General features: G+C 44.6%; 20 protein-coding genes and 3 pseudogenes. 11 read left to right on the top strand and 12 right to left on the bottom strand.

Annotation, left to right across the window (positions count from 1 at the left end):
- The first annotated feature begins 108 nt into the window (after window positions 1–108).
- From N4J56_RS37015 to N4J56_RS37005, 3 genes are all read left to right on the top strand, one after another.
- A complete protein-coding gene (locus N4J56_RS37015; RefSeq protein ID WP_317111869.1) occupies window positions 109–762 on the top strand; it encodes an HNH endonuclease in 654 nt (217 codons plus the stop codon).
- 178 nt (window positions 763–940) lie between these two features.
- Window positions 941–1369, top strand: a complete 429-nt coding sequence (locus tag N4J56_RS37010; protein ID WP_317111867.1) for a hypothetical protein — start codon at window positions 941–943, stop codon at window positions 1367–1369.
- Window positions 1366–1707: a hypothetical protein gene (locus N4J56_RS37005; protein ID WP_317111865.1), complete on the top strand. Its 342-nt coding sequence runs from the start codon at window positions 1366–1368 to the stop codon at window positions 1705–1707. The genes N4J56_RS37010 and N4J56_RS37005 overlap by 4 nt, the downstream gene beginning before the upstream one ends.
- Window positions 1708–1962: 255 nt before the next feature.
- On the opposite strand, the gene N4J56_RS37000 is transcribed toward N4J56_RS37005, so the two are convergent.
- On the bottom strand, window positions 1963–2955 hold the full coding sequence (locus N4J56_RS37000; RefSeq protein ID WP_317111863.1) for a methyltransferase domain-containing protein: 993 nt from the start codon (window positions 2953–2955) through the stop codon (window positions 1963–1965).
- A gap of 203 nt (window positions 2956–3158) precedes the next feature.
- Here N4J56_RS37000 and N4J56_RS36995 point away from each other — a divergent pair, with 203 nt between their 5' ends.
- Both N4J56_RS36995 and N4J56_RS36990 read left to right on the top strand, forming a co-directional pair.
- Window positions 3159–3458 carry a type II toxin-antitoxin system HigB family toxin gene (locus tag N4J56_RS36995; RefSeq protein WP_410500788.1) on the top strand — a complete coding sequence of 100 codons (300 nt, stop codon included), beginning with the start codon at window positions 3159–3161 and terminating at the stop codon, window positions 3456–3458.
- A complete protein-coding gene (locus N4J56_RS36990) occupies window positions 3442–3840 on the top strand; it encodes a type II toxin-antitoxin system HigA family antitoxin (RefSeq protein WP_317111859.1) in 399 nt (132 codons plus the stop codon). Before N4J56_RS36995 ends, N4J56_RS36990 begins: the two co-directional genes overlap by 17 nt.
- Here N4J56_RS36990 and N4J56_RS36985 read toward each other — a convergent pair.
- The 7 genes from N4J56_RS36985 to N4J56_RS36955 form a co-directional block, all read right to left on the bottom strand.
- Window positions 3833–3982 carry a hypothetical protein gene (locus N4J56_RS36985; protein ID WP_317111857.1) on the bottom strand — a complete coding sequence of 50 codons (150 nt, stop codon included), beginning with the start codon at window positions 3980–3982 and terminating at the stop codon, window positions 3833–3835. The genes N4J56_RS36990 and N4J56_RS36985 overlap by 8 nt on opposite strands.
- A 396-nt stretch (window positions 3983–4378) precedes the next feature.
- Entirely contained in the window at window positions 4379–4849 is a 471-nt protein-coding gene (locus N4J56_RS36980; RefSeq protein ID WP_317111855.1) for a hypothetical protein, read from the bottom strand.
- A gap of 677 nt (window positions 4850–5526) precedes the next feature.
- Window positions 5527–5700, bottom strand: coding sequence for a hypothetical protein (locus N4J56_RS36975; protein WP_317111853.1), 174 nt, complete (start codon window positions 5698–5700; stop codon window positions 5527–5529).
- Between the two features lie 29 nt (window positions 5701–5729).
- Complete coding sequence (locus tag N4J56_RS36970; RefSeq protein WP_317111851.1) at window positions 5730–5858, bottom strand: hypothetical protein; 129 nt, start codon at window positions 5856–5858, stop codon at window positions 5730–5732.
- Window positions 5858–6031: a hypothetical protein gene (locus N4J56_RS36965; protein WP_317111850.1), complete on the bottom strand. Its 174-nt coding sequence runs from the start codon at window positions 6029–6031 to the stop codon at window positions 5858–5860. Before N4J56_RS36965 ends, N4J56_RS36970 begins: the two co-directional genes overlap by 1 nt.
- A gap of 39 nt (window positions 6032–6070) precedes the next feature.
- Entirely contained in the window at window positions 6071–6295 is a 225-nt protein-coding gene (locus N4J56_RS36960; RefSeq protein WP_317111849.1) for a type II secretion system protein, read from the bottom strand.
- The gene (locus N4J56_RS36955; RefSeq protein ID WP_317111847.1) at window positions 6292–6444 is read right to left on the bottom strand and encodes a hypothetical protein; all 153 of its coding nucleotides are present in this window, start codon (window positions 6442–6444) and stop codon (window positions 6292–6294) included. The genes N4J56_RS36960 and N4J56_RS36955 overlap by 4 nt, the downstream gene beginning before the upstream one ends.
- A gap of 209 nt (window positions 6445–6653) precedes the next feature.
- Here N4J56_RS36955 and N4J56_RS36950 point away from each other — a divergent pair, with 209 nt between their 5' ends.
- Complete coding sequence (locus tag N4J56_RS36950) at window positions 6654–7253, top strand: GIY-YIG nuclease family protein (protein ID WP_317111845.1); 600 nt, start codon at window positions 6654–6656, stop codon at window positions 7251–7253.
- Window positions 7254–7298: 45 nt separating this feature from the next.
- On the opposite strand, the gene N4J56_RS36945 is transcribed toward N4J56_RS36950, so the two are convergent.
- On the bottom strand, window positions 7299–7595 hold the full coding sequence (locus N4J56_RS36945) for a thermonuclease family protein (RefSeq protein WP_410500786.1): 297 nt from the start codon (window positions 7593–7595) through the stop codon (window positions 7299–7301).
- A 103-nt stretch (window positions 7596–7698) separates the two neighbouring features.
- On the opposite strand from N4J56_RS36945, the pseudogene N4J56_RS36940 reads away from it, so the two are divergent.
- Window positions 7699–8761: pseudogene (locus tag N4J56_RS36940) on the top strand (IS630 family transposase).
- Window positions 8762–8792: 31 nt separating this feature from the next.
- Here the strand turns inward: N4J56_RS36940 and N4J56_RS36935 are convergent.
- A complete protein-coding gene (locus tag N4J56_RS36935) occupies window positions 8793–8999 on the bottom strand; it encodes a hypothetical protein (RefSeq protein WP_317111843.1) in 207 nt (68 codons plus the stop codon).
- Complete coding sequence (locus N4J56_RS36930; protein WP_317111841.1) at window positions 8996–9253, bottom strand: hypothetical protein; 258 nt, start codon at window positions 9251–9253, stop codon at window positions 8996–8998. The genes N4J56_RS36935 and N4J56_RS36930 overlap by 4 nt, the downstream gene beginning before the upstream one ends.
- A gap of 181 nt (window positions 9254–9434) precedes the next feature.
- On the opposite strand from N4J56_RS36930, the gene N4J56_RS36925 reads away from it, so the two are divergent.
- The 4 genes and pseudogenes from N4J56_RS36925 to N4J56_RS36910 form a co-directional block, all read left to right on the top strand.
- The gene (locus N4J56_RS36925; RefSeq protein ID WP_317111839.1) at window positions 9435–10079 is read left to right on the top strand and encodes a hypothetical protein; all 645 of its coding nucleotides are present in this window, start codon (window positions 9435–9437) and stop codon (window positions 10077–10079) included.
- Between the two features lie 270 nt (window positions 10080–10349).
- Window positions 10350–11009: pseudogene (locus N4J56_RS36920) on the top strand (glycosyltransferase family A protein); the annotation flags it as partial.
- A gap of 355 nt (window positions 11010–11364) precedes the next feature.
- A complete protein-coding gene (locus N4J56_RS36915; RefSeq protein WP_317111837.1) occupies window positions 11365–12378 on the top strand; it encodes a hypothetical protein in 1014 nt (337 codons plus the stop codon).
- Between the two features lie 329 nt (window positions 12379–12707).
- A pseudogene (locus N4J56_RS36910) lies at window positions 12708–13022 on the top strand (recombinase family protein); the annotation flags it as partial.
- A 167-nt stretch (window positions 13023–13189) separates the two neighbouring features.
- Here the strand turns inward: N4J56_RS36910 and N4J56_RS36905 are convergent.
- Complete coding sequence (locus tag N4J56_RS36905; protein WP_317104652.1) at window positions 13190–14431, bottom strand: IS701 family transposase; 1242 nt, start codon at window positions 14429–14431, stop codon at window positions 13190–13192.
- Between the last annotated feature and the right edge of the window lie 481 nt (window positions 14432–14912).

Here is a 14912-nt window from a genome sequence, read left to right as displayed (position 1 = left end):
ATGGTATAATTAATAACATACTCTGGCAGTGTAGCCAGTGCTTTAAAGGTTGATGATGTCAACTGCAACACGGCGATGGAAATTCTAATAGAACGATATAGAATTACTATGCCTAATGGTATTGAGTATCTGCTCTGTGAAAAAGGTCAATGTTGGGAATTTACAGGAAAGTTAGACAAAGATGGATATCCACGCATAAAGGTTTTTGGGAAAAGCTATCGGCTAAATCGTGTTGTTTTAGCTCATAAGCTTAAGCGAGAGATTCAGCCTGGATACTTAGCTTGTCACAGCTGCGACAACCCTGCTTGTCTCAATCCCGATCATTTATGGGAGGGAACAAATAGGCAGAATATTATTGATGCTATCTCTAAAGGGCGTGTCGTTGCTCCTGCTCAATTTTTCAACCAACAAGGGTCAAAAAATAGAAGTGCTAAACTAACCGAATCTATGGTAGTTGAGATTCGGGAACTATATAAGCAAGGTTCTTCAACTAAGGAGCTTGCAGAAAGATTTAAAGTTTCTCGCAAAGCTATTCAGGGGGCAATTTTTGGTCGCTATTGGAGTCATGTTGATGGTGCGATCGCTCAAAATATGAAATCTGGTTCCCGCAATCCGTCGTCTAAACTTACGGAGAATCAGGTTATTGAGATCAGAAGCCTTTATCACCAGGGATATTCTGGAAAACTCTTAGCAAAAACCTATGGTGTTTCTGACACTCTTATTTACTCAATTTTAAATCGAAAGGTATGGACACACGTTTAATTGTTAGTAAAGCTCCTGAAGAAGGAGCTTTTTCAGGTTCAGGGGCTTCTAAAACAATGACAACTGCGTAGCAGGAGCAGGACAGAAGAACCAGCCGCCACCGCCAGCGACGAAACCCCAACCAATAGGTGCAGAAATTCCATTTGGTAGAAACATTAGCGATGGAACACCAAGACCAATGGCTAGCGCAAGACTAGCCCAAGAGCCACTACCAAAGCCAGAAAAACACCGACTGAGTGACGCAGAGGGCAGAAGACCAGCAGGACAAGCACCACCAGGGAAAGACACCCACACGCCACCAGGAACCGCCACCGACTCGACACACAACTGGGAACGACGGGCAAAAGCACCGCGACCGGAGAAACCAACCTCAGCCACAGAAAAGACACAGGCGCGGGGACACAGAGAGCGCACCAACTCGTCAACGCCAGAAGCACAACCAACGGACACGGGGACACCAGCCCCAACCGCAGCCACAGCACGACGGACAGCAGCGACAGACTCGGCGCAAGGCACGGAGCGAGAGCCAGAGAAACCAACACAGGAAGCAGAAGCAAGGACGCGAGACACAGACACCACCAACTCAACAACTACTATTATCTCATGAATTCAAGAGATAATAGTAGTTGTGGGAGTTTGGGGGGTGGCGGCACAGCCGCCACAACCAAAGCCACTACGACACAGACGCAACCGCTACTCCGTGCAGCCCACATAACTTGTCGCGCCGAGGATGTGATTTTCTTTCTCAAGCAGCACTTCAGCTCACCACGACACCAACGGAGAGAACAGCCGCGCAGCGCAGCCCCACAAGAGGAACCGCAGAAGACAGAAGCACGACCGCGAGACAACCCTTACCTCTCTTTTCTTTTTCTCTCTCTTCTCTCTTCGCGTGGCGCGCCACGCGCCGAGCTGCGTAGCATAGTGGAGCAGCGAGATCATAACTAAAATTTTGTTTCGACTTGTTTTGTTGTGACGCAAGAGATTTAAATAAACAAAATTTTTCACTATATCTTCTAAATAACAAACGCACGAAGTGCAACAGCTTTTCTTATTTAATGGTTGCGATCGCAGTGGAATATGAATTGAGTTATTGATAGGAAATGGGCTTGAAACTCTTATTATTAGATACTCCCCTCGCGACTAACCGACGCGGGGGAGACGCTTAGTACGAGAGATTTATGGCTACTTGTCTTATTGCTATTAAACTATTTTCAAATTTTTTGGCGCTTGAGTCAAATTATCTGGAACTGCATATCTAACACCAGTTCTGCTCATTGCCTCATCATCCAAGATAATTCCAGCATAATCATTGATGAGGAAATTAAAATCTTTTATTCCTCTAAATTCATGCAAAAATGACAAATCCTCGCACTGGAACTTAGCACGAGCTAGGATGTTGCGGCGTTTTATAGATGCGATCGCCCAGTTAAACTTTTCAGTGCCAAAATGACCGAGATGGATGACTTTGACCATCTGCCCTTTAGCCCCTGGCAAGTTGTAGTTTTTGGAATGCAGTCGATAGTATCGTCTCGCCCCCGCCCACCTGCCATAGTTTTGTATAGCTTTAGTGTCTACCATTCCAGTACGGATTTGAAATTCCGTGCAGTAGCCTTTAACAACACAATGAAAAGGTGCGATAAAGCCTTCGTTTTGCAACTGTTTCTCTAGTTCCAGCACTTGAGAAGGCGATCGCACTGTTACAGTTGGAGCATCTCTACTAACTAAAAACTTATCCTTAGACAGTTTCTCTGCCCTGACTCCCAAGACAGTTTCAATATATGCCTTTAGTTCCAGATGGCTGTACTCTTTCGTCCACACGCCGCGATCGCTGATTCTGCCCAGATCGATCTCTTGGATGCCACTGCCCCTAACATTAGCCGAGACGATCAGTCGCTTGCGGGCAAGACTCCAGGCGTGTAGGAGAGCAGAGCGCCGCAATTGTGGATCTTCAATCACGTTCAGCACGTAACTCATCGTTACCACATCGGCAGCGATCGCAGCTTGTGGAAAGTAGTAAGGATCGTAGCCAGTTGACTTGTATCCAGCGGCTACCAATCTTTCAACATCATTTCCACGACCACAACCATAATCCAAGTGAGATTCATGGAGCTGAAGCAATCCAGAATTTAGAGCAAGTCGAGAAGTAGCAGATAGATGATTTCGGATTGGTGCAGCTAGATGAGAGTTGTCCACAATTCATGTGCGATCGCTGGTCTTCGCTACTTTCTAGCTAGATTGAGAGTGCTTTGAGATCCGCAGAATTTCCGAAATTGAGCAAGTGCGCGATCGCCAGCCACCAATTGAAGAACTTGACTTCATATTCTCAAAATGAGAATATAGAGATCTTAATTTAAATGCTTATCTCAAATGTTCCACAAAATATCTTCGAGCGTCGTATGCACGTTATCAGCCGAAAAGCGCTTTTAGAATTTGCCCAGAAACACGCTGACGCTTTTACTCCGCTTGACGAATGGTACAGAGTTGCGAATACTGCACAATGGAAAAGCCTGGTTGAGGTGAGACAATTTTATCCAAGTGCCGACCCTGTAGGAAACTTTACAGTTTTTAACATCAAAGGTAATGACTATCGCCTGATTGTACATATTGATTATCGAAGACAGATAGCTTACATCAAATATGTTTTGACTCACGCTGAATATGATAAGGAGAAATGGAAAGATGACCCTTACTTTTGATAAAAATATTTATGGTTCTCTACTGGTAGAATTTCAGCCAAAAGTAGTAGAAACTGAAGAAGAAAACGAGAAGTATTTGGAGATTATTGAAAGGTTAATGGCGGAAAAAAACCGCACTCTAGAGCAGGACGCTCTCTTGGATCTTTTGGTGATTTTGGTTGAGAAATTTGAGGACGAACACTATCAACTCGGCGGCTCGACTCCTCAATCCATTCTCTTGCATCTAATGGAAGCTAGGGGTTTAAGGCAGGAAGACTTGATTGGCGTGATTGGTTCTAGGGGTGTAGTTTCTGAAGTTGTCAACGGTAAACGGAGTATTAGTAAAGCTCAGGCTAAGGCTTTGGGGGAATTCTTTCATGTATCCCCTGAATTGTTTATTTGATGTAACTGATGTTGCCCACTAGACAAATTAATATGTCCAGTGGACGAGTGGACAAGACAGAATTTCCTCGCTTATCTGACTGAAAATATTTCCAGTCGGGGGTGCGATCGCCTTCTCTTGCCGATCGAAGTGGAGGCAACATGAAAAGGTGGGGTAACTTTACTTGAAATATTGAAACAGCTTCTATCCTAAAGTACTGGTAGTAAACCTTTTACTTGTTAGAGCTTCCCTGTGGACAGCAAAACTAAGTCTGGTAATTGGCACTTTCTACTGGCGGGAAATACTTTAATTGTGATTAGTCCGTTGTTGTTTTTACTTATTTTCCAAATATTAAAAACCAAATTACAGTAAAATAGAAGCTGCTAAAAATAGGAAGAGGAAGCGCAATAAAAATAGTGCTGATAATGTGTTACCAATCAGAGCAAGATTAGTGAGTATTGGATGGGTGATTAAATGGCAAAGTACGATACTGTTAGTCCTGGTAGATGCTGCTTAAGGGAGTGTCGTAACACTACTTTTTTATTATGCTTTCTAACGCTTAAGGGCAAGCGGCTGTATCTTTAACAATAGTCCAAGCACCAGTGTAAGCCGGTATAGCCCCAGCAGCGGCTGCGGGTCCATTGACACGATTGTACTGGGCATATTTCCCACTCATATTCGTCGCCGCTTGTACCAATCCAGTTCCAAAAACAGCGTCTAAGTCACTAAACCCATACCAAGTAATACTATCTCCTAACTGCCTCCAATCACCCTTGAAACCCCCACCCGCAAATGTCCACGATCCCCATTGAGTATACCCACCAGGTGCTCCAGTAGTAGTAAAATTAATACAACTAGAATACCTTCCAATAACACCTGCGGCACCAGCAGCCGCTCGCTCGGGATCGTAATCGAGAAAAAGTCTATAGTTTCCACTAGGGTAAGGCGCTGCTAATACTACACCAGGAGTGAAGCTAACAACAAACGCTCCTATTGTTAGTAAGCGTAAAAAACTCGATTTGTGTCTCATATGTTTTTTTATTTCTCTAGAATTGAAATTCGTTCTATCAAGCCTCGTATCATCATGCTGAGCGGGCTTTAAGCAACGAATTGCGCAAAATAGCTACCTCTAACAATTTGTTTTCTTAGTGAAGGCTATCTTGAAGTATTTTTAAGTTAACGAAAACATTCTATTTTGATAGTTATTGATTTCAGACCTAATGAAACCTGAGCGAGCAATAGGTGAAACCTGCCTCGATCTATTTCAGTAAGCTTAAGTATTTCTAAATAAGTAGAAGTTCAAAAAAACTCCTAAGTGAGGTCAGAAACCACCATCAAATATTTAAAAAAACTCCTGAAGTATTTCCTAAGAATAAAATTGGTGTTTAAGCTAAGTTTGCTATTTTTCAACTTTAGATCGCCTTATATTTCTTGCTTAACTAAATTCACATTAAGTAATATTGTACCAACTAGTAATTGGCTTTATTGGTATAGATTTGGCTGGGAGCAATAAATTAAAGGGGATGAAGCCTGCTAAATATTTCCCAAAAGTTATTTCCTGGTCGGATTTTCTTGGTTTCCCATCATAATTCCCTCTTCCCCCTTCACACCTCCTAACCCAACTTAAGCGCTTAGTGTGCAATCGCTGTCTATGCAGTAATGCAGTTATCTAACCTTTGCCTACAGTCGGGAGCGCGATCGCTTGCCTCACAATTTGATTCTGGCTACTTTTTCCTCATCATCGGGATTCCAAGCCATGAAGTCAAAGCCATCCTTAGTTTTGCGATAGTCATAGTCAAAACCAAGAGATTTGGCTGCTTCGATAAACTCGTCTAGCTCTCCATCGCAGAAGTAAATTTCCCGATCTCTGATTGAATGCAAGAGCATTTGTTCAGCATAGCTAGTGGTAGTCATTTGGGCGATCGCCTTCTTGCTGGCTGAATATCCGGCTCTAGTTGACTCAGGTACAAGGTTAGTAGGGCGATCGCGCCAATCATTATCTGTAGGAAAAGTAGCTGTAGTAAAACTGCAACCATCATCAGGAACTACTCAGGGCATCACACTCAGCTGCATCCTTGCCTATTTTGGCTGTTCCTAATATTGTCATGACAACGACGCACTTCTGTTTGCTAGTATCAGTTGCACTCAAGTTGATTCTATAGGGGATGACATCCTCATTCTTCACAGCGCCGCGATAGTCAAACTGAATCATGGTTGCTGGATAGGTTACGGTGACGGTGGGATCGATATCTTAAATTGTTGTTGGCGGAGATTTTGTAAGTTTATCCTTCTTCGCTACTGACTGAGCGCCCATGACTTCCCAGTACACCCGATCGGCAGCAGTACTCAATTTCTGCTGCTGGACGAAGGCAACCCACGATGGAGCAGCGATCGCGGCTAGAACTCCAATGATGATGACAACAACCGAAGTCTCAATTAAAGTAAAACCTTCTACATTCAGCTTTCTATCTTTCATCTGCGTGCCTTCCTATAGTCCCAAGGTTTTTCATAGTTGCCAGCCCACACGCCGACATAGTTAGACTGGGCGATCGCTGCTAAGACTCTAGTGATGATGACAATCAAAGTCTGATTAGAGTAGAGCTTTTGTCTTTCACGATCAGCCACATACTGAAATCAAGAGATTGCTTCTATCGTGGCTTGCCTGAATTGCTATCTCCATCCGTAAATTTACGAAATAATTAAAACTGTAAAATCCTTACTGGATGAAGGTTTGAAGCTTGTAGCATGATAAAATAATATTAATGCCCTGACGGTGCTGGTAACACCCCAGAGCGTGGTTAGACATTCTTCTACAATTGATACGAATTTGCCCAATGAATTCATTGAATCAAAGCCCTGAATCAGGTTATGTTTATCTAATTTGGGCAATTGGAACACCACGTTACAAAATAGGTAAATCCAAAAACCCATCAGCAAGACTAGAACAACTGAATGCTCAAAGCTGCTACCCATTAAGGCTGCTTGAGACTTGCTTTTTTGATAACTGTTTCTATCATGAAAAACGATTACATAAGGTTGCAGAACGCTGGCGAGTGCATTGTGAGTGGTTTGAGCTTCCAGAGTATTTACTTCAAAGCGTACAAGCTTGGTTTCACAATCCTAAATGTACTTATATCGATATTTCTCAAAAGAAAGGGCAAGTTCTTATTTGTGAGAAAGGATTGAGTAGGGACAAGATTAAAAGCGTAGATACAAAAGAATTGCAAGGAAGATTGATTCGCCCAGAAATTACTATTAAGCAACCCGAAAAGATTGACCGAGCAATTGAGTTGCTTGGGATTTTTGCCAAAAATGAAGTTGCTTTTAAACAACATAAGCTTTTGGAACTTAAAGAGATTATTGGCTTTATCCCAGACAACCCTATTATTGCTGCAAGCTTGAAAAGTAAGATTAAACAATTAAGGAATCAATAGCTTGCTCAAGGTTGACTGTAAAGCGTGAGTTGCAAGCCACTGTCTTCAATTACCCCTGTTTTGGCGCTGTAATTTTCTAAATTCCCAAGGAGGTATGGCGCTAGGATCGCCCCAAACTCCAGCGTGATTCGCGATCGCAATTGCCTCAGACTGCTCGATTATTTCTCGACCTGGGCAGTTGCTACTATAGCGGGAATAATGTCTTGCAAATCCTGCTTTCACCATCTCTCCATTTAAAAATATTGCCTCACCCGAATGAAAACCTGGGGTTTCAGATCGGGGTTTTACAAATAACTCTGCGACTGTCCTGCCATAGCGGTCTTTTTCAACAGGGCTGACAATGACAGTACCATCTCCCTTATCGATGAGCGATCGCAGGTAAGTAGTAGGGCATAATTAAACGTAAGATAGAGAAAAGCCAAAAACTTGCTGATTTTGACCACTCATGCCTGCTCCTTTACGTATCGTTTTGACAGAGTCAGAAGACCGGACGTTGAGTGAACTTCGGGTTGCCAAAACCGTTGCTCAACGTACCCGAGATCGAGCACAAATGCTTCGACTCAATGCTCAAGGATGGGTAGTGCCAGCGATTGCCGAAATTTTTGAGTGCCAAGAGCAGACAGTGCGCGAAACCATCCGCCGTTGGCAGCAGCAAGGGTTAGGTGGATTATGGGATGCTAGTGGACGAGGAGCTAAAGCCAAATGGCAAGAAGCAGACATGGCCTACCTAGAACAATGCCTAGAGCAAGAAGCCAGAACCTATAATAGTCAACAGCTAGCCCAGAAGCTAGAGCAAGAACGACAGGTAAACCTAAGTGCTGACCGGATTCGCCGCATTCTAAAAAAAAGGGCTTTAGTTGGAAGCGGACTCGACACTCGCAACGGGGCAGACAAGATCCTGAGTACAAAGCACTCAAGCAAGCCGACTTAGACACACTCCAACTAGCTGCCTGTGAAGGGTACATTGACCTGAAGTATCTTGACGAATCGGGATGTTGTCTGGAAAGTCCAGTCAGTTATAGTTACTCTCGCATTGGAGAGCAGAAACACCGAAGAGCAGGTCAAATCCTATGGAGACCGCATTAGTATTCTAGGGATATGGCAACCAGAGCAGTCGTTTGACTATGCTCTGGTACAAGGCAGTTTCCACAAGGAACGCTATGTTAAAGTGATGAACGCTCCTTGCCCAAAAGAGTGAGCAGACATTGCTACAAACCGGACGGCTCACAGTCGTGGTGCAAGATAATGGTTCGGCTCATACCAGTCATCTTGCCCGTGAGCACTGGCAGCAGTGGCAGTCGAAAGGGCTATATCTCTTTTTTCTCCCCCAATACAGTTCACATATGAATCTGATTGAAGCGCAGTGGCATCAACTCAAAACCCATGAAATAGCCGGAAGGATTTTTGATAACGAGTATGATTTAGCAAATGCCATGATTGAGGGCATGGAGAATCGAAGTCAACAAGGGGGATGGACACTGGAACGTTTTATGTTTAAATCTGCCTAGCTACTTAAGCCTTAGCCTCTTGCCCGCCTTTCTATTGACTCTCGTTGGCATCGACCCCACAAAACCGGATCTTCTCTTTGCGATCGCCCTGCGTCACTGTAATCGTATCACCGTCTGACACTCTGACGACCTGCCAGCTTTCACCTGATGACTCGATCGCACTTTCGCGGCGTAGTGTGGGAATCAGAATAAATAGAGCGATCGCTAATAGTGGCAGCACAAAGATCCATCGCTTCATCGCCTTTCACTTCCCTGCTCTTTCGCTTGGGTTCCCCACTCGCACACTTTGCCGTCGCTGTCGCCGTCCATTCCTTCCGTCCCAGGATCTTTTCTATCGAAAGCTGCCTGTGCTTCCTCCCTAGATTGAAAATACGAGCATTGCAGCCGTACACCACAGAGACTATTGAGATTGACCATTTGCCCCAGGCGAAGTTCTAGATAACAAAGGGGTTCCCAAGTGTGCGGTTGTGGTGGCGGAGGGATGAAGTTCATCGTTTGTTCTTATTTTGCGCAGAAATTTTATTCAACCCTTTGTAATTTGCTCCGTATCTACAGGGATGCAAGTACAAATGTTTTATGCCAATTTAGTAGAGGCAGCCACAGACCAGAGTTGCAATGAGTGCCGTGGCTGAGCCTCTAATTTATTCTTCCCAAGGATTTTAGATTTGCACTCATGAACGCTAAAAAAGTTTCTGCTATTATTGCTACCCTCGGTACACTGGCTATTGGTATCCTGCCAGCATCTGCTGAAGTTGTTGCTACAAAGACTGCTGACGGTGGCATTGTGGTATCGGGACTAACCGATTACAGCTCCTACACGATTGAATACAGCGGCGCTCCCAAGATCAGACGAGCCTCCGCTAATGCCTGCGGTGTGATCGCCTTGTCTGATTCTGAATCATACCCAATTGACTCTTCTTCTTCTTTCACCAGATCTGGTACAAACTACACGATGGCATCCTTGACAGTAGGGGCTGCACCCAAATGCAGTGATGGTAGTTTGGCTGCTACTCCCCCTGCTGCTGTGTTCAAAGATTCAAATGGCAACGTCTACTTTACCAGACTCACAGCTTATGCCAACACCGAAATCACGTACAACAGCGTTCCTTCCACTCGCAGAGCTAAGGCGAATGCTTGTGGAATCGTCGCTCTGAGGAATGATGCCAACTACCCGCTGGCTGCTTCTCCTATTATGGTCAAGTCTGAAGCTGGCTCTGAAGTGAGTAACTTTACTCCTAATAGCTTGACTGCAAGCGATTCGCCCATTTGCGTTAAGGGTAAGACCTACTTCCCCGAAGGTTGGTCTATGGGCAGCTGAAATTCAAAAGGGGGTGGGAGACAGAATCGCGACGACAGAGGGCAGGGGACAGAAAATAGGAAGCAGAAAACAGGAGCTAGGGGACAGAACGGAAGATGAAAATTGGAGACAGAATTTAACCCGCCTCCAGCGTTCTTTTGTATCTCCCTCGTCTCCCTTGTGTTTCCTGTCTTCTTCTGGGGTGACGGACTAATTAGAGATGAAAGCCCCGCATCACAGGGAGGTTCAAAGTAGCCTCCCTTTTATTTCAGTTATTTCCCTGTCTACAACGAGCGCGATCGCCTACACAAGTGCCTCAAAGCCTTGTATTACCAAACCTATCCGTATATCTCTTATGAAGTCATCGTTGTTGACAACAATTCGACTGAAAACATTTTCAGTGTGTGTCAGCAGTTTCCCAATGTGAAATATCTACAAGAGAATAAGCAAGGGAGCTATGCAGCTAAGAATTGTGGAGTAACAGCAGCTAGGGGAAAGATTATTGCTTTTACTGACTCTGATTGTCTGCCAGTGACGAACTGGATTGAATCAGGGGTGCGAAGTCTGTTGTCTAATCCTGACGCGGGGATCGTAGCAGGTCATATTGAAATGTCCTACCTGCGCTCTCAGCCCAACCCAGTAGAGTATGTGGATCGGCTAATGCATCTCAATCAACAGCTTTATGCCCAGAATGGATATGCCGCCACGGGTAACGCTTTCACCTGGGCGTGGATGTTTGAAAAAGTTAGGTTGTTTAATGATAATTTGCTATCTTTAAGCGATCGCGAATGGGGAGAGCGAGTATCAAGGGCAGGATACCGCGTGGTCTACTCCCTAGATAGCCTATATTCGACACCCAGCCCGAACAACTCTCAAAGCACTGCTCAAAAAGATGCGCCTTCAAGACCAGACACAAGCCCAAAATCAAGCCCTGGAAGGCGATGGATCTAGTGAGGCAGCTGCTACCGATGGGATTGAGGTTTTACAAAAGTTTGTTGAGCGATCGCACTCTACCCCCTATAGCTTGATTATGCGGCCATGAAAAATACTTTTTTTCAAAAATCTTGTCAAGATGCAAGGAATACATACTACTCTGCACCAATCAACTGAGGGTAAACAGCCATACAGCGGGCGCTGTTAAAAATGAGTGGCTAAAATGCTTGTTGAACAAGACTTTCAGCCTTAGCGTACAATTTTCCCGTTTTGGCACGGTGATGCCTAGTACGCTATCTGCAATACTTTATCACAATTTGTATAAACCTCCCACAATGGAGGTATAACTTGTCAGTTTCTAGATTCTCTTACCATGTTAAGAATTGTAAAGGCAATAATACTAACAAGTGGTTTGGTATGTAGTGGCTTGGGTATAGGAACAGCATTAGGAGAGGAGGCAGGGGTAATACCAGAGGGGGAGAACAGGCCGTACTACGGTAGGTATGCCTGGGAAGAATGTCAAGCGGTATTAGGTAACGTAGCCGGAATGTACTGTTATTTACCTAATTCGCTCTCATATTTTAAGATGTCATGGATACCAGGTACTCTGGACTACCAAGATGGAGAAGTACTAGACTCGAATGCAAATATACCGCAGCATATAAATGATTTACCCTGCGAACAAGTAGATAATGAATTAAACGAGAATAAACTGGAGCAGGAGAATAACTTAGACCTAACAGATACAGCAGAGGCACCTTACAACATAGATTACAGATTGGCGGCAGACTTAGAAACCGAACGGTATAACCTAGCTGTTAAGGATGTTAGGTGCGATGCTGAAGCTGCTAGCGTCGGCCCACCTAAACCACCACCGGGACCCCCTGCTCCGCCTCTTGAAGAATTACAGCGTAGAAGAGCGGAGGACATCGCTAAGAAAGCTGCGGAGATGGCTGAAAAATACTACAGTGCTTGCAATCAATCCATGCATCACTTAGCTAAGGCTTTAGGTTACGATCTACCTCTAGTTCTAGCTAACCAACAAGTAGACTGGCTGAAGAACAACTGGAATACAATTGACACTATGGAACAAGCTGACGCCCTCGCAGAGCAAGGTGTATTTGTTATTGCCGCTAGAAAGGCTAACGGTCACGGTCATGTTGCCGCTATTGTTAAAGGTAACGGTGCCCAAAGACTCAGCACTGCTACTGGTCAACTTCGCTGGTATCCTAATATCGCTGGTGGTGCCCTCGGTAAAGTGCCTAACTCTAACGGTACCCTCTCTGAAATTCCCGGTAAACCTTGGAGTCGCGGCGGTCGCACCATGCGCGATGCTTGGAATCCCACTGTTGTCGATAGCGTCGAGTTCTTTACCCCTAAACCTTGACTAATTGAGAGGAAGCGGCAGTGGTCGCAAACAAACTCTTGAACTTGGGGTAACGCTAGAGAGCCTGTCATTGCCCTTGAGTAGCATTGAAATCAAAATGTACGCTAAGAACCGATTCCTGCGATGCTAAGAACCGATTCCTGCGATAACAATAAAATTTCAATCTTCAGCAATGATTTATTATCACCATTTGTTAAGGCTTTGAGGATAGTTTTCCTGTGATAAGAATCTTTATCACAGGAATAAACACCTTTTTGGGCGACGGCTAAAACTCTATTACAGTATGCCTTTTGGGCTTAACGTACATTCCTGTTCCATTGCTACTCATGGGCGATACGGTTGTTGTCTGGAAGCTTGACCGGCTCTCAAGATCGCTCAAAGATCTACTTATTCTCATGGACAAAATAGATAAGGTAGGTACAGGGTTTCGCTCCCTGACAGAAGCGATTGACACTACAACCGCAGCCGGACGCATGATGATAAACATGGTTGGCGCGTTTGCAGAATTTGAGTGTGCCATGATTCGGGAACGTACTAATGCAGGGCTATCTGCTGACCGTGCCGAAGGGCGAATTGGCGGAAGGCGGAAAAAGCTGAGCCAAGCACAGCGGGCAGATATTGCCGATAACGTCCTCTCCGGTAGGATATTACAGTTGTAGATAAATAGAGGAATGAATTCGCTTTTGGTAATGGTAGTAACGAGCAGTAGCTTGATGAGATCTGCGCCAATAAGACCAACGCAAAACGTGTTCAAGACACCAGAATGTGGGAAACAAGAATCGAGATACCCACCGCTTCATCTCCCAGATACTTAGTCGGACAATAAACCTCGTGCCGCTTTGAACGCAGTTAGACTGCCAGTTGTTACTAGAGGTAAAGGGGGGGTAGAGGAGTGAATAGCAGGCTCACAAGAGTGTCGTAAGACGGTGAGAAATATTTGAGCAGCCAGGACGAGGGTGATGTGTCGATGCCAACCATGCCAGGAACGAACTTCGTACTCTCCTAAACCTAGCTGGTCTTTAGCAAATTTAAAGCACTCCTCAATCCGCCACCTTTGCCCGGCGATTTGAACCATCGTTTCTAGGGTAGTATCGCTCTTAGCAAATACTTGATAGTAGCTGACGCGAGGATCTTCAGGGTGTTCTAGAGAGCGGCGGAACAATAACCAACGTTGAAAACCATCTGATCTGTCACAATTAACTGGCACTTTCGCCCAGTCATAGTATCTTTCTCCCTTACTGCCAGCTCCACAGCTAAGACGTTGCCACAGCTGGCTGTCCGGCTGAGGTAACAGTTCTTGGGCTTGATAACGTTGCCAGCCAATAACTACAGGCTGCTTCTTGCTGACCGTGAGTATATACGGTTGTTTAGCAGTCTTTTCCAGCCACCACCACAATGAACCATCGTTGCCATAAACCTCATCAGCAACAAACCAGGCGGGACGTATTCCGTCTTTAAAAGCTGATTCCAACATCTGTTGTGCTAGTTGAGGTTTAGTCGCAAATGTGATTGATTTTGGAACTGCTCCCTTCTTACGTTTGCTTTGATCTTCACTCCATGTGCGCGGTAGATACAAACGGCGATCGATCAACGTATGTCCTTTGTCGCTAATGTAGGACATGAACACACCTACCTGGCAATTCTCCAAATGTCCAGTTGTGCCATAATACTGCACCTGTACGCCTACTGACTGCTCTCCTTGCTTCAGAAAACCTGTTTCATCAATTGCCAAAATATCTGTTTCACTCTTCAAATGCTCCACTGCATACTTTCTAATTTCTGCACACACTGCGTCCGCGTTCCACTGCGCCCGTCCTAGTAAATGTTGGAAGCGATAGGGATTGCTATACCCTACCTGTTCTGCCATTTGCCATCCATTCTTCCGCTCAACTGGGCTTAGTAGTGCCTGGATATAGTCATACGCTGCAAGACGTGCTTCAGAACGAGCGAAGTGCTTTCCCAGTTTTTGCTGAAACGCTTTCAATCTACTGCTCCATTGGGAGAGCGCTTCTAATGCAACACCTGTTAAAAACACGTTGGATGTATCAAGCATTGCTAAACTGTATTTCCTTACAAATCTAGTTTAGCTTATCTACAACTGTAATATAGGAAAACAGGAGCGGAGATAGCAAGACTTTATAAAGTCAGCCAACCAACTATCTCTCGAATTGTTTCAGAACATCGAAAAGCTAAAGACGGCGCTTAGGAGGAGATTAGAAAGGCTTTTTCAGAATTAGGCTAATCACTTTTAACCACAGAAGAAACCGCAAGAATTACCATTATCCCTCCAATTTCTACATGTAATAGGTCCTGAACAATCTCCCCCACAAATCTGTGACTCACATCTATAACGACAAGGATACTCCCAACCCCAACGTGTTCTACAAGTATCATGACCACATCGATAATTAATTTTAAAACACCCTGGAGCAATTTGAAATGGAGCAGGAAAAACTATTATATCTTCTATCATATTCTCCTGAGCCTGTCCTGGTAACGATATTACAGCACTAGATACAAGTGTTAATTCATCT

Origin of the sequence: Chroococcidiopsis sp. SAG 2025 (assembly GCF_032860985.1) — a bacterium.
Taxonomy (GTDB): Bacteria; Cyanobacteriota; Cyanobacteriia; order Cyanobacteriales; family Chroococcidiopsidaceae; genus Chroococcidiopsis.
This window is presented reverse-complemented; position numbering and strand designations above follow the sequence as displayed.

Bases quoted from the DNA above. Each gene is read 5' to 3' on its own strand.
- N4J56_RS36935 (WP_317111843.1), bottom strand. From the start codon at position 8,999: ATGAAGCGATGGATCTTTGTGCTGCCACTATTAGCGATCGCTCTATTT.
- N4J56_RS36925 (WP_317111839.1), top strand. From the start codon at position 9,435: ATGAACGCTAAAAAAGTTTCTGCTATTATTGCTACCCTCGGTACACTG.
- N4J56_RS36915 (WP_317111837.1), top strand. From the start codon at position 11,365: ATGTTAAGAATTGTAAAGGCAATAATACTAACAAGTGGTTTGGTATGT.
- N4J56_RS36965 (WP_317111850.1), bottom strand. From the start codon at position 6,031: ATGATTCAGTTTGACTATCGCGGCGCTGTGAAGAATGAGGATGTCATC.
- N4J56_RS36930 (WP_317111841.1), bottom strand. From the start codon at position 9,253: ATGAACTTCATCCCTCCGCCACCACAACCGCACACTTGGGAACCCCTT.
- N4J56_RS36995 (WP_410500788.1), top strand. From the start codon at position 3,159: ATGCACGTTATCAGCCGAAAAGCGCTTTTAGAATTTGCCCAGAAACAC.
- N4J56_RS36985 (WP_317111857.1), bottom strand. From the start codon at position 3,982: ATGTTGCCTCCACTTCGATCGGCAAGAGAAGGCGATCGCACCCCCGAC.
- N4J56_RS36905 (WP_317104652.1), bottom strand. From the start codon at position 14,431: ATGCTTGATACATCCAACGTGTTTTTAACAGGTGTTGCATTAGAAGCG.
- N4J56_RS37010 (WP_317111867.1), top strand. From the start codon at position 941: ATGGCTAGCGCAAGACTAGCCCAAGAGCCACTACCAAAGCCAGAAAAA.
- N4J56_RS36990 (WP_317111859.1), top strand. From the start codon at position 3,442: ATGACCCTTACTTTTGATAAAAATATTTATGGTTCTCTACTGGTAGAA.
- N4J56_RS37005 (WP_317111865.1), top strand. From the start codon at position 1,366: ATGAATTCAAGAGATAATAGTAGTTGTGGGAGTTTGGGGGGTGGCGGC.
- N4J56_RS36970 (WP_317111851.1), bottom strand. From the start codon at position 5,858: ATGATGGTTGCAGTTTTACTACAGCTACTTTTCCTACAGATAATGATT.
- N4J56_RS37015 (WP_317111869.1), top strand. From the start codon at position 109: ATGCCTAATGGTATTGAGTATCTGCTCTGTGAAAAAGGTCAATGTTGG.
- N4J56_RS36960 (WP_317111849.1), bottom strand. From the start codon at position 6,295: ATGAAAGATAGAAAGCTGAATGTAGAAGGTTTTACTTTAATTGAGACT.
- N4J56_RS36950 (WP_317111845.1), top strand. From the start codon at position 6,654: ATGAATTCATTGAATCAAAGCCCTGAATCAGGTTATGTTTATCTAATT.
- N4J56_RS36980 (WP_317111855.1), bottom strand. From the start codon at position 4,849: ATGAGACACAAATCGAGTTTTTTACGCTTACTAACAATAGGAGCGTTT.